We start from the raw sequence: 12,092 nt of genomic DNA, 5'->3' as shown, positions 1-12,092 counted from the left end.
ACCCGCTGCCGCTAAATGCGCCGCCACGGCGCGTCCGGCCGTTTAAAGCACGGCTCCCGGAACCGCGTGCTCCTGCGCGAGCCACGCGCGAACCTGTTCGCTGGTCCACGCCGGGTCGTCGTGCGGCAGGTCGTGGCCGGCCCACGGATGCTCGCAATGCAGGGCGCCCCACGCCGCCGCGAGCTTCGCCGAGCACACGGGGTCGACCAGTTTGTCGGCCCGCGAAGAAAGAATCAGCAACGGGCACTCCGGTCGCGCCGCGTCCGCAGTGAAACGTGCCGCGGCCCAGAGTTGCCGTAGTGCATTGCCACGGCTCACGGGCGCGCTGCGGCGAATGCGGCTCCAGGTGTCGAGATCGTCGCCCAGCGTTTCCACGTTGTTACACGTCAGCCGATGAATGCCGTGTTCCGCGCGCGGCGCGTCGCGCCAGTGCGCGGCCACGCCCAGCAGGTCCGCCCATGCCGAAGGGCGCAAGCGCTCCTGCATCTGGCTGAACGGCCGCATGCTCGTGTTGATCAGCACCAGCCGTTCGATCTCGTAGGGATGCCGCTGCGCCCAGTCCGTCGCCACCATGCCGCCGAGCGACATCGCCAGCACGCAGTACGGCCCGGGCATGCCGCTTTGCAGAGCAGCATTTCGCACGAAGCCGACCATGTCGGCGACCGTCGACGGCGCGCGCAAGTGGGTGAATTCGCCGTTGCCCGGCAGATCGAGCAGCAGCAGACGGCCGGGCACACCCATGTGAAGGGCCGATTCATTGACCGCGCCATGCAGCAAGCCGGGCAAGCGGCCCCAGTGGCGGATTTCACGCGTGAGTCCGCGTAGCAGGATCCACGTACTCATACGCTTTCCGGTTTATACCAATGGTCGATCGCGCTTTGCAGCAATTGCTCGCGACGATTGCCTTGCGGCAGCCAGCGTTGCGACGAGAAGGCCGCGCGCGCCAGAAAGTCGAGCAGGTTCGCGTGACGCCGCAGCACCCGCGCCGTGCGATGCGCCTTCACCGGATTGAACATGCCCTGACGCGAAAACAACTGGCGCGGATTCTTCTTGATCCACAGCCAGGATCCGAGTTCGAGGGTCATCGGCAGAAAGACGTTGGGCGCGGGCGTGCGGTCGTAAGCGAAGTCCCACAGATCGCCGTGCAACAGATATTGATGGCTCTGTGGTTCGAATGCGTAGCCATGGTGGGGATGCGCGCGTTCGAACATGGTCTTCAGCACGTACATTTCCGGCAAATGCGGCATCACTTTGCGGGTGCGTGCGTACGGAAACCAGATACTGTCGCTCCAGCCGTAGCCCGAATGGCAATCGAGCGCGATGCTCAATGGCCGCGTGGCCAGTTCGGTTTCGACCACTCGCAGGAGCGCGGAAGCCTCGGGTTCCATCGGCGCACCCTCGCGGCCGCGATACCACGGCAGCCACGCGCCCACGCGCTGGCCGCCGGCGAGCAGAGGCACACGTTCGTCGGCGTTCTGCGGCGCATTGCGCATCAGGTCCACGCCGTTCGGGTTGGCGCGCGTGGCCGCCCACATTCCGCCCGGATTGACGATCGGCATAAAGATCAGACGAATCGACTGCAATTGGCGCACCAGCAGTTCGTCCCATTCGAGCCGCGCAAGCAGCGCGCGCATATAGTCGAGCACAAGTTGCGAGCCGATCCGCTCGAGCCCGTGAATGCCGGCAAAAAAGCCGATTGCCGGCGCTTGTGGATCGGTCGAACCGATGCTCGCGGTCTGAACGGCGAATGGCCGGCCGCGCACCGTCGTCTCGCAGACGGTGCAGATCGCGAAGCTCGCGCTGCCCTGCTCGAGGATCGTCCTGAGATCTTCGTACTCCGCAAAACTGTCGGGAAGGAAGCTCAGAGGCTGCATGACGATGTCGCGAGCAATTGCAAGGTTAATGGGGACGGCACACCGATTCACGCAATATAGCCTGGCCGGGCGCCGACATGCTGAAGTGGCGCGGGCCGATGCGAATCATGTCACACCCATGTCATTTTCCATTCGAACGGATGACTCCAATTTGTCTTTCCGCCGACGCAAAAAAAGACACGAGAAGATATAGTCGTCTAGACGTTGCGATGCCTTCACTCAACCGTCACAGACGCTTTCTAGAATGAGCCCCACACATGCCGGCAGCGGCCGGATGCATCAAGGGGTATTCATGGAAGCAATTCGGGAAGCAATTCGTATCGAACGGTTGAGCAAGACGTTCAGCAACGGCCGCAAGGCGCTGGACGAAATCGATCTGCGCGTCGAACCGGGCGAAATGGTTGCGTTGATCGGCGCCTCCGGCTCGGGCAAGTCGACGCTGCTGCGCCATATCGCGGGCTTCACGGCGTCCGACGCGCAGCCGTCGCAGATCGCGATTCTGGGCCGGCCGATTCAGCAGAACGGCCGCATCGTGCGGGAAGTGCGCAGCATTCGCCGCGACATCGGCTTCGTATTTCAGCAATTCAATCTGGTGAACCGCCTCACCGTCGAAACCAATGTGCTGATCGGCGCGCTCGCGCGGCTGCCTTGGTGGCGCCGTCTCAGCGGCCGTTTTCCGCGCGCCGAGCGGGCGTTGTCGATGGCCGCGTTGAACGAAGTCGGCATCGGCGAACATGCGCGCGAACGCGCCGCCAATCTCTCCGGCGGGCAGCAGCAACGCGCGGCGCTCGCCCGTGCGCTGGTGCAGCGCGCGCGCATCGTGCTCGCCGATGAACCGATCGCCTCGCTCGACCCCGAGTCGTCACGCCGCGTGATGGAGATGCTGCGCACGCTGAACATCGAGCATCAACTCACGGTGCTGGTGTCGCTGCATCAGGTCGATATCGCGATGCAGTACTGCCCGCGCACGATCGCGCTGCGCCGCGGCAAGGTGGTCTACGACGGCCCCTCCGCCGCGCTCACACCGGCCCTGCTCAAGAAACTCTACGGCGACGATGCCCGCGAATTACTCGATGAATCCGCTCAAAGCGCGGACGATATCGACGCAAAAAATGCCGCCGGCGGTACTCCGCTTCAGAACGCCGCATCTGCTTCGACGCGCTACGCGTTCGCTCTCAATCCGGCGCACTCGAACTGAGCGCGCCCATTCAGTCTGTCAACTCAACCGGATCTCAAACAATGAAATTCCTGCGTTCATTGATCACGCTGGCCGTCGGCGCGGCCGCTTTTGCTGCTGTCTCCACCGCGCAAGCCGAAGACCTCAACCTCGGCATCATCTCGACCGATTCCTCCTCCGTGCTGAAACAGCGCTGGGAGCCGCTGATTCAGGACATGAACAAGCAGACCGGCCTGAACGTCAAGGCGTTCTTCGCGACGGACTACGCCGGCATCATCGAAGGCATGCGCTTTAACAAGGTCCAGGTCGGCTATTTCGGCAATGCGTCGGCGATCGAGGCGGTGGACCGCGCGCAAGGCGAAGTGTTCGCGAAGATCCAGTATGCGAACGGCGATGCCGGTTACTACTCGGTGCTGATCACGAACGTGAACAGCCGCTTCAAGACGCTCGACGACGTGTTCAAGAATACGAAGGACGTCACGCTCGGTTTCGGCGATCCGAACTCCACCTCGGGCACGCTGATTCCCGGCTACTACCTGTTCGCCAAGCACAACACGCCGGTCAACACTTCGTTCAAGACCATGCTGCCGTCAAGCCACGAAGCGAATCTGCTGGCAGTGGTGAACAACAAGATCGACATCGCGACCAACAATACCGAGATGCTCGACACGCTGAAGAAAGAACACCCGGACAAGTTCGCGCAAGTGCGTGTGCTGTGGAAGTCGCCGCTGATTCCGTCGGATCCGCTGGTGTGGCGCAAGGATCTGCCGCAAGCCACCAAGGACAAGCTGCGCAACTTTTTCCTGAACTACGCGAAGACCGATCCGCACGAAAAAGCGGTGATGGCGGCGATTACCGGTTACAGCGGCTTCGCGGCATCGTCGGATGCGCAGTTGCTGCCGATCCGTCAGGTCGCCTTGTACCAGCAGAAGCAGAAGATCGAGAGCGACGCGCATCTCTCCGATGACGATCGCAAGACCCAATTGGCCGCACTCGACGCGAAGCTGAGCGCGCTGAACACCGCGCAATCGAAGCAATGAACACAGTCGATCTGATCACGTCGCCGGCGCGTGCGAGCGAAGCGCTCGACGCCCAGGCGGCGCGTCATCCCGCGCCTGCTGCCGGCAAGCGTAGCTGGCTGTCGCTGCTCGGCTGGATCGCGCTGCTTGCGGTGTTGGGCGGCGCATGGCATAGCGCCGACATGCGTCCGCTGGACCTGCTCAGCGACTCCGGCAACATGGGCCAGTTCGCCAAGGACTTCTTTCCGCCCGACTTCACCGAATGGCGCAGCTATCTGCACGAGATGATCGTGACGCTCTCGGTGGCGGTATGGGGCACCGCTCTTTCGCTCGTGTGCGCGGTGCCGTGCGGACTGATGTCGGCTCACAACATGGCGCCGATGTGGATCGTGCAGCCCATGCGCCGCATGATGGACGCGTGCCGCGCGATCAATGAAATGGTCTTCGCCATGCTGTTCATCGTCGCGGTCGGCCTCGGTCCTTTTGCGGGTGTGCTGGCGCTGTGGGTGCACACCACCGGCGTGCTCGCCAAGCTGTTCGCCGAAGCGGTCGAGGCCATCGATCCGCGTCCGGCCGAAGGTGTGCGCGCCACCGGCGCAACCAGTCTCGACGAAATCATTTACGGCGTGCTGCCGCAAGTGCTGCCGTTGTGGATTTCGTACGCGTTGTATCGCTTCGAATCCAACGTGCGCTCGGCGATGGTGGTCGGCATGGTCGGCGCGGGCGGTATCGGCGTGGTGCTGTACGAAGCGATCCGCTCGTTCAACTATGCGCAGACGGCCGCGGTGATGATCATGGTGATCGTGGTCGTGACGGTGATCGATCTCGCGTCCGCGTGGCTGCGTGAGCGCGTGACCTGAAGCTGGCGGCCTGATTGCCCGGCGGGAAGTTTGACGAAGCGCGGCTTCGTCTGCTTTCCGCCGCGCGCCGTTGCGCTAGCGGTTCGATTCGCATTCGCCGGTTTTCGCCCGCCTTCAGCGTCTTTTTGACGCCACAAATCGCCTCAATTTTCCAAATAAAACCCCTTCATTGGAGTCGTCCACTCCTCTATTCCGGCGTTCTGCTGGAATAATCACGGGCTCATGGCCCGGACCTGGGCCTTCGCTTCTCCTCTCCCCTGGTCTTCGATGGACACCTTTGTCGTTTTGCTGGTGCTGCTCTCCGCGCTGCTTCACGCTACGTGGAACGCGTTTCTCCATCTTTCCGAAGATCGCGTCTGGCTGCTCGGCATGATGGCGATTCCGTATCTCGTCGTGAGCGCGGTCGGCGTGGTCGTGCTGCCCATGCCGGAGCCGGCGGCGTGGCCGTACATCGTTGCATCGGTGGTGCTGGAATTCGGTTATCTGCTGGCGCTGATCCGCGCCTACAAGAGCGGCGACTTCGGGCAGATCTATCCGATTGCGCGCGGCCTTTCGCCGATGCTCGTGTTCGCCGGCGCATTGGTGTTCGCGCACGAAGCGCTCAAGCCGCTCGCGGCGATCGGTGTGGCGCTGGTGTCGATCGGCATCGTCTCGCTGGCGTTTCGCCGCGGCATGCGCTTTTCGGGCGAGAGCGTGCCTTTCGCACTTCTCACCGGCTTCTTCATCTCGGCATATTCGGTTGTCGACGGAATCGGCGCGCGCCTGGCGGGCAATGGCCTGAGCTACGTCATGTGGGTCTATCTGATCTGGAACATCCCGCAGTTTCTGCTCGCCTGGCGTTGGCGCGGCGGCGCCAAAGGGCTGTTCATCGGCCGCGCGGTGGTGCTCAAGGGCATGGCGGCGGGCGTGCTCGCGTTGAGCGCCTACTGTCTGATCATCGAGGCCTACCGCTATCTGCCGATTGCGATGGTCTCCGCGCTGCGCGAGATGAGCTCGATCTTCGCGGTGGTGATCGGCTGGCTGTTCATGGGGGAGAAGCTGACCAGACGGCGGATCGTTGCGTGCGCGCTGGTGACGCTGGGGGCGGTTTTGATACGGGTTTAAGTCAGGCCCCTCACGCGAACTCCGGCAACGTCGCATCGATCGCATCGGCGAGCGTGTTGAAAGCCGGTGCGATCTCCTCATCCGGCACGCACGCGTAGCCGATCAGCAAACCGGAGGGCGCCAGGCCCGGTTGCGCGTAATACCCCGACAACGGCCGCACGACGATATTGCGCTCCAGCGCGGCGGCCGCCACCCGCCGGTCATCGCTGCCATCGGGCAACTGCATCACGAGATGCAAACCGGCGTCGCCGCCCACCGCCGGCAATGCGTCGCCATAGCGGTGCGCCGCGGCGTCGAGCAGCGTCTGGCGGCGCTGTCCGTAGAGCGTGCGCATCTTGCGGATATGCGACGTGAAATGCCCTTCGGCGATGAACTCCGCGAGCATCGCCTGCTGCAGCAACTGCCCCTCCCGATACAACTCGGCGCTCGCGGTGGCAAAGCTCTCGGCCAGCGCTTCCGGCACGACGAGGTAGCCGATGCGCAAACCCGGAAACAGCGTCTTGCCGAAGCTGCCCACGTAAATCACCTGTCCCGAGGTATCCAGACCTTGCAGCGATGCCAGCGGCCGGCTGCCGTAGCGGTATTCGCTGTCGTAGTCGTCCTCGATGATCCAGCACTGGTTCTGCCGCGCGTATTCGAGCAACATGCGGCGCCGCGCGAGACTCATCACCATGCCGAGCGGATATTGGTGCGAAGGCGTGACGAGCATCAGCTTCGGCGGCTGCGCGAGGTCGTCGGCGGATGGATTGATGCCCTCCTCGTCGACGGCGATTGGCCGCGATTCCAGGCCGGACACGTGCAGCACGCTGCGCACGCCCCAATAACAGGGGTCTTCGGTCCAGATTACGTCGCCCGGATCGGACAGCAGGCGCACGGCAAGGTCGACCGACTGGTGAATCCCGGTCGTGATGATGATCTGCTCCGGCGTGCAGCGCACCGAGCGCGAGGTGCGCAGATAGTCGGCCAGCGCGTGCCGCAGCGAGGCCAGGCCGCCGCCCGGCGCATACGTCAGCAGGTCCGGGCGCAGCCGGCGCCAATACTTGTTGTGCAGGCGGCTCCAGACGCGCGCCGGAAACTTCGTGACGTCCGGCACGCCGGGCATGAACGCGCCCCACTGCCGCTTGGACACGCCCGCACCCGCGATCAGCCGCGCGCCGCGCGTGGAAAGCGCGCGCCGCGCCTGCAGCGGCGCCGGCTCGGGCCGCGCGGCGGGCGCTTCGGCATCGGGCACGCCGACAATCTCGTCCGGCGCACTGTCGGCGACGAACGTGCCGCGCCCGGTCGCCGAACTCACGTAGCCTTCCAGCACGAGTTGCTCATACACCTGCGTAACGGTATTGCGCCCAATGCCTAACTCCTGCGCCAGCAAACGCGACGACGGCACCTTGCTGCCCGGCGGCAATTCGCGCGACAGGATCGCCTGCTGCAACAGCCGGTGCAGTTGGCGATAGATCGGCTGGCCGTTGCCGCGGTCGAGGCGCTGGGCCAGCCAGTCGGACAAAACGCTTGCGCGCATGATTGGCTCCTACATTTTTATTGAAATGGCTCTGAAGTTAAGAGCCAAATCTTATTATAGTCATTGCATGTGCTGCGCTGTGGGTGCGGCGTCCGCAAAAACCGAGGAGCGAAGGAGATGACCATGAAGAACGCAGAACTGAAAAGCCGCAAAGACGCCGCCACGCCGCGCGGTGTCGGGGTGATGTGCGATTTCTACGCCGAGCGCGCTGAAAACGCCGAGCTGTGGGATGTCGAAGGCCGCCGTTTCATCGACTTCGCCGCCGGTATCGCCGTGTGCAATACGGGCCACCGCCATCCGAAGATCCTCGCCGCGATCCGCGACCAGCTCGATCACTTCACCCACACAGCGTATCAGATCGTGCCGTACGCGTCGTATGTCGAACTGGCTGAGAAGCTCAACGAGCGCGCGCCGGGCGACCATCCGAAGAAAACCGCATTCTTTACGACCGGCGCCGAAGCCGTCGAAAACGCGATCAAGATCGCCCGCGCCGCGACCGGCCGCCCGGGCGTGATCGCCTTTACCGGCGGCTTCCACGGCCGCACGCTGATGGGCATGGCGCTCACCGGCAAGGTTGCGCCGTACAAGATCGGCTTTGGCCCCTTCCCGTCGGACGTGTTCCACGCGCCGTTCCCGAATCCGCTGCACGGCGTGACCACGGCCGACTCGCTGAAGGCCATCGAATTCCTCTTCAAGGCCGATATCGATCCGAAACGCGTGGCCGCGATCATCTTCGAACCGGTTCAGGGCGAAGGCGGCTTCTATCCGGCGCCGGCCGAATTCGTGCGCGCCTTGCGCAAGCTGTGCAACGAGCACGGCATTCTGCTGATCGCCGACGAAGTCCAGACGGGTTTTGCGCGTACCGGCAAGCTGTTCGCCATGAATCACTACGACGTGGTGCCCGATCTGATGACGGTCGCCAAGAGCCTCGCCGGCGGCATGCCGCTGTCGGGCGTGATCGGCCGTGCGGAAGTGATGGACGCCGCGGCGCCCGGCGGGCTCGGCGGCACGTACGCGGGCAATCCTTTGGCGGTTGCCGCCGCGCATGCGGTGCTCGATATCATCGACGAAGAGAAGCTCTGCGAGCGCGCCACGGTGCTGGGTGACCGCGTCAAGGCCAAGCTGATCGCGCTGCAAAGCGACGTGCCGCAAATCGCCGACGTGCGCGGCCCCGGCGGCATGGTCGCGGTCGAGTTCTGCAAGGCAGGCGGCACGGAGCCGGATGCGGAGTTCACCAAGCGCGTGCAGACGCGCGCGCTCGAACACGGCTTGCTGCTGCTGGTGTGCGGCGTCTATTCGAACGTGGTGCGTTTCCTGTTCCCGCTCACGATTCAGGACGCGGTCTTCGACGAAGCCATGGCGATTCTCGAAGACGTGATCAAGGACAGCGTCACCGTTGCGGCCTAAGGATACATACATGACCACGTTGAGCTTGAAAGACCCATCACTTCTGAAGACCCACGCGTACATCGCGGGCGAATGGCAAGGCGCCGACGACGGCACCACCTTCGAAGTGAAGAACCCCGCCACGGGCGAAACGATCGCGACGGTGCCGCGCATGGGCACGGCGGAAACCCGCCGCGCCATCGACACGGCCAATGCGGCCTGGCCAGCCTGGCGTGCTACGACCGCGAAGCAGCGCGCCGTGATCCTGCGCAAATGGCATGACCTGATGATGGAGAACGCCGACGATCTGGCGAAGATCCTCACCACGGAACAGGGCAAGCCGCTCGCCGAAGCCAAGGGCGAAATCCAGTACGCGGCGTCGTTCCTCGAATGGTTCGCGGAAGAAGGCAAGCGCGTAAACGGCGACACCATTCCGACGCCGGCCAACGACAAACGCATCGTCGTGACGAAAGAGCCGATCGGCGTCTGTGCCGCCATCACGCCGTGGAACTTCCCGGCCGCGATGATCACCCGCAAAGTCGGTCCGGCGCTCGCGGCGGGCTGCCCGATCATCGTCAAACCGGCTGAAGCCACGCCGCTCTCGGCGCTCGCACTGGCTGTACTGGCTGAACGCGCCGGTGTGCCGCGTGGCGTGTTCAACGTCGTGATGGGCGAGCCGAAAGCCATCGGCGCGGAAATGACAGGCAATCCGATCGTGCGCAAGCTGTCGTTCACCGGCTCGACGCCGGTCGGCCGTTTGCTCATGGCGCAGTGCGCGCCGACGGTCAAGAAGGTGTCGCTCGAACTCGGCGGCAATGCGCCGTTCATCGTATTCGACGACGCGGATCTGGACGCCGCGGTGGCCGGCGCGATTGCGTCGAAGTATCGCAATAGCGGCCAGACCTGCGTGTGCACGAACCGCTTCTATGTGCACGACAAGGTCTACGACGCGTTCGCCGAGAAACTGCGCGTCGCCGTCGAACAGCTCAAAGTTGGCCGCGGCACCGAAGACGGCGTCACGCAAGGTCCGCTGATCAACGAAACGGCCGTGCTCAAGGTCGAATCGCATATCGAAGACGCGCTCGCCAAAGGCGCGCGCATCGTCACCGGCGGCAAGCGTCATGCGCTCGGCCACGGCTTCTTCGAGCCGACCGTGCTGGCAGATGTCACGCCCGCCATGAAGGTGGCGCGCGATGAAACCTTCGGACCGCTCGCGCCGCTGTTCCGCTTCTCCTCGGATGAGGAAGTGATCCGTCTTGCCAACGACACCGAGTTCGGCCTCGCGTCGTACTTCTATAGCCGCGATATCGGCCGCGTCTGGCGTGTTGCCGAAGCGCTCGAGTACGGCATGGTCGGCATCAACACAGGCCTCATCTCCAACGAAGTCGCGCCGTTCGGTGGTGTCAAGCAATCGGGCCTGGGCCGCGAAGGCTCGCATTACGGCATCGACGATTACGTGGTCATCAAGTACATGTGCGTCGGCGGAATCTGAACGCAAAGCTTGAAGTAAGAAACGGCCGCGTCGGCATGTCCGGCGTGGCCGTTTTTTCGTTGGGTCGGCGGAAACTGACGCGCTGTGTGGTGACAACGCTTGCACTTCCGCCGGGAACCACAACGGATTCCTATTCTGCCGCGTCCTGTCGTTAAACTGCTGGCACAATTGCGGCAGTTGACCGCAGCGCACGTAGCCGAATAACGACCGTTAAATGAAACGCTTCGAAATGCTGGCCAACACCATGGCCGATGAAATTCGCTCGGGCAGCCGTCCGGTCGGCACCCGCATGCCATCTTTGCGGCACCTCACCACACAGCACGGCGTCAGCCAGTCCACCGTGTTTCGCGCCTACTACCTTCTCGAAGAGTGGGGTTTGATTCGAGCACGTGAACGCTCTGGCTACTATGTGGCGCCGGGTGCCGCGCTCAAGCAGCAACCGGCGGCCCGCCCTCAGGTCGCGCTGGAGTCCGCCAAGGTCGAGATCAGCGATCTTGTCTTCTCGGTGCTCGAAGCCGCGAAGCATCCCAACGTGGTTCCGTTCGGTTCGGCCTTTCCGTCGCCGCAGTTGTTTCCCCTCCAGCGTCTTGCCAGATCGCTCGGGCATTCGAGCCGTCTGATCAGTCCGTGGAGCACCGTCGTCGATCTTCCGCCGGGCAATGAACCATTGCGTCGCCAGATATCGCTGCGTTACATGGGGATGGGCGTTGCTCAACCGATGGAGCAGCTTGTCGTCACCAATGGCGCGCTGGAAGCACTGAACCTGTGTTTGATGGCCGTGACGCGTCCCGGCGACGTGGTCGCGATCGAATCGCCCGGTTTTTACGCGGCACTGCAGGCCATCGAGCGGCTCGATCTGCGAGCCGTGGAGATTCCAGTCGATCCCGTTTCGGGCATCGATTTGCAAGCGCTCTCGGATGCGCTCGACAAGCACCCGATCCGCGCATGCTGGTTCATGACCAACTATCAGAATCCGACCGGCGCGGCGATGCCGCAGGACAAAAAGAAAGCGCTGGTCGAACTGCTCGCCCGGCATGACGTGCCGCTCATCGAAGATGACGTGTACGGCGAACTGCATCATGCGGCGACCTACCCGCTGCCCGCCATCGCCTTCGACACAAAAGGGCTGGTGATGCACTGCAGTTCATTTTCAAAGACGCTCGCACCGGGATACCGCATTGGCTGGGTCGCGGCGGGACGTTTTGCCGAGAAGGTGCAGCGCCTGAAGTTGATGACCACGTTGTCGGCGAGCATTCCCGCCCAGGCAGCCATAGCGGACTATCTTCAGCACGGCGGGTACGACAAGCATCTGCGGAAACTGCGTGGCGCGTTCCGCAATCAGCTCGCCTCGATGGACAGTGCGCTGCGCCGCTGCATGCCGGCCGATTCGCATTGGACACTGCCGTCCGGCGGCTATTTTCTGTGGCTCCGGCTGCCGTCGCATGTCGACGCGATGCAGTTGCACCGCCTTGCGATAGAGAACGGCATCAGCATTGCGCCCGGTCCGATTTTCTCCGCGCGGCACGAATTCCGGAACCATATCCGGTTGAACTTCGGTCATCCGTGGAGCGACAGCACGGAAAACGCTGTCCTAACGCTGGGTTCGCTGCTCGATCAGGCGAGCCGATAAACCACGTTCACCACGCTCTTCCCGCGAATGCACC

General features: G+C 63.4%; 10 protein-coding genes. 7 read left to right on the top strand and 3 right to left on the bottom strand.

Annotation, left to right across the window (positions count from 1 at the left end):
• Positions 1-42 precede the first annotated feature (42 nt).
• Positions 43-843 (bottom strand): alpha/beta fold hydrolase, encoded by an 801-nt coding sequence (locus P0D80_RS03335; RefSeq protein ID WP_408174949.1) that lies wholly within the window; start codon positions 841-843, stop codon positions 43-45.
• Entirely contained in the window at positions 840-1,874 is a 1,035-nt protein-coding gene (locus P0D80_RS03330; RefSeq protein WP_408281146.1) for a M14 family zinc carboxypeptidase, read from the bottom strand. The genes P0D80_RS03335 and P0D80_RS03330 overlap by 4 nt, the downstream gene beginning before the upstream one ends.
• 292 nt (positions 1,875-2,166) lie before the next feature.
• On the opposite strand from P0D80_RS03330, the gene phnC reads away from it, so the two are divergent.
• The 4 genes from phnC to P0D80_RS03310 all read left to right on the top strand — a co-directional run bounded on the left by phnC (position 2,167) and on the right by P0D80_RS03310 (position 6,034).
• Positions 2,167-3,072, top strand: a complete 906-nt coding sequence (gene phnC / locus P0D80_RS03325; RefSeq protein ID WP_408174952.1) for a phosphonate ABC transporter ATP-binding protein — start codon at positions 2,167-2,169, stop codon at positions 3,070-3,072.
• A gap of 41 nt (positions 3,073-3,113) precedes the next feature.
• A complete protein-coding gene (gene phnD, locus P0D80_RS03320) occupies positions 3,114-4,091 on the top strand; it encodes a phosphonate ABC transporter substrate-binding protein (RefSeq protein ID WP_342960398.1) in 978 nt (325 codons plus the stop codon).
• Positions 4,088-4,930 (top strand): phosphonate ABC transporter, permease protein PhnE, encoded by an 843-nt coding sequence (gene phnE / locus P0D80_RS03315; RefSeq protein WP_408281143.1) that lies wholly within the window; start codon positions 4,088-4,090, stop codon positions 4,928-4,930. Before phnD ends, phnE begins: the two co-directional genes overlap by 4 nt.
• A 267-nt stretch (positions 4,931-5,197) precedes the next feature.
• Positions 5,198-6,034, top strand: coding sequence for an EamA family transporter (locus tag P0D80_RS03310; RefSeq protein ID WP_408281141.1), 837 nt, complete (start codon positions 5,198-5,200; stop codon positions 6,032-6,034).
• A gap of 10 nt (positions 6,035-6,044) precedes the next feature.
• Here P0D80_RS03310 and pdxR read toward each other — a convergent pair whose 3' ends face one another.
• A complete protein-coding gene (pdxR, locus tag P0D80_RS03305; RefSeq protein WP_408281140.1) occupies positions 6,045-7,550 on the bottom strand; it encodes a MocR-like pyridoxine biosynthesis transcription factor PdxR in 1,506 nt (501 codons plus the stop codon).
• A gap of 123 nt (positions 7,551-7,673) precedes the next feature.
• Between pdxR and P0D80_RS03300 the strand changes: the two genes are divergently transcribed.
• From P0D80_RS03300 to P0D80_RS03290, 3 genes are all read left to right on the top strand, one after another.
• On the top strand, positions 7,674-8,957 hold the full coding sequence (locus P0D80_RS03300) for a 4-aminobutyrate--2-oxoglutarate transaminase (protein ID WP_408281137.1): 1,284 nt from the start codon (positions 7,674-7,676) through the stop codon (positions 8,955-8,957).
• 10 nt (positions 8,958-8,967) lie between these two features.
• Entirely contained in the window at positions 8,968-10,428 is a 1,461-nt protein-coding gene (gene gabD / locus P0D80_RS03295) for an NADP-dependent succinate-semialdehyde dehydrogenase (protein WP_408174959.1), read from the top strand.
• Between the two features lie 214 nt (positions 10,429-10,642).
• Positions 10,643-12,058: an aminotransferase-like domain-containing protein gene (locus P0D80_RS03290; protein ID WP_408174960.1), complete on the top strand. Its 1,416-nt coding sequence runs from the start codon at positions 10,643-10,645 to the stop codon at positions 12,056-12,058.
• Positions 12,059-12,092 lie beyond the last annotated feature (34 nt).

Origin of the sequence: Paraburkholderia sp. RL17-373-BIF-A, from assembly GCF_046030175.1 — a bacterium.
Classification (GTDB): Bacteria; Pseudomonadota; Gammaproteobacteria; order Burkholderiales; family Burkholderiaceae; genus Paraburkholderia.
Note: the sequence above shows the minus strand (reverse complement) of the source record. Positions and strands in the feature narration are given on the sequence as shown.

Bases quoted from the DNA above. Each gene is read 5' to 3' on its own strand.
- phnD (WP_342960398.1), top strand. From the start codon at position 3,114: ATGAAATTCCTGCGTTCATTGATCACGCTGGCCGTCGGCGCGGCCGCT.
- P0D80_RS03330 (WP_408281146.1), bottom strand. From the start codon at position 1,874: ATGCAGCCTCTGAGCTTCCTTCCCGACAGTTTTGCGGAGTACGAAGAT.
- pdxR (WP_408281140.1), bottom strand. From the start codon at position 7,550: ATGCGCGCAAGCGTTTTGTCCGACTGGCTGGCCCAGCGCCTCGACCGC.
- P0D80_RS03310 (WP_408281141.1), top strand. From the start codon at position 5,198: ATGGACACCTTTGTCGTTTTGCTGGTGCTGCTCTCCGCGCTGCTTCAC.
- gabD (WP_408174959.1), top strand. From the start codon at position 8,968: ATGACCACGTTGAGCTTGAAAGACCCATCACTTCTGAAGACCCACGCG.
- P0D80_RS03335 (WP_408174949.1), bottom strand. From the start codon at position 843: ATGAGTACGTGGATCCTGCTACGCGGACTCACGCGTGAAATCCGCCAC.
- P0D80_RS03300 (WP_408281137.1), top strand. From the start codon at position 7,674: ATGAAGAACGCAGAACTGAAAAGCCGCAAAGACGCCGCCACGCCGCGC.
- P0D80_RS03290 (WP_408174960.1), top strand. From the start codon at position 10,643: ATGAAACGCTTCGAAATGCTGGCCAACACCATGGCCGATGAAATTCGC.
- phnE (WP_408281143.1), top strand. From the start codon at position 4,088: ATGAACACAGTCGATCTGATCACGTCGCCGGCGCGTGCGAGCGAAGCG.
- phnC (WP_408174952.1), top strand. From the start codon at position 2,167: ATGGAAGCAATTCGGGAAGCAATTCGTATCGAACGGTTGAGCAAGACG.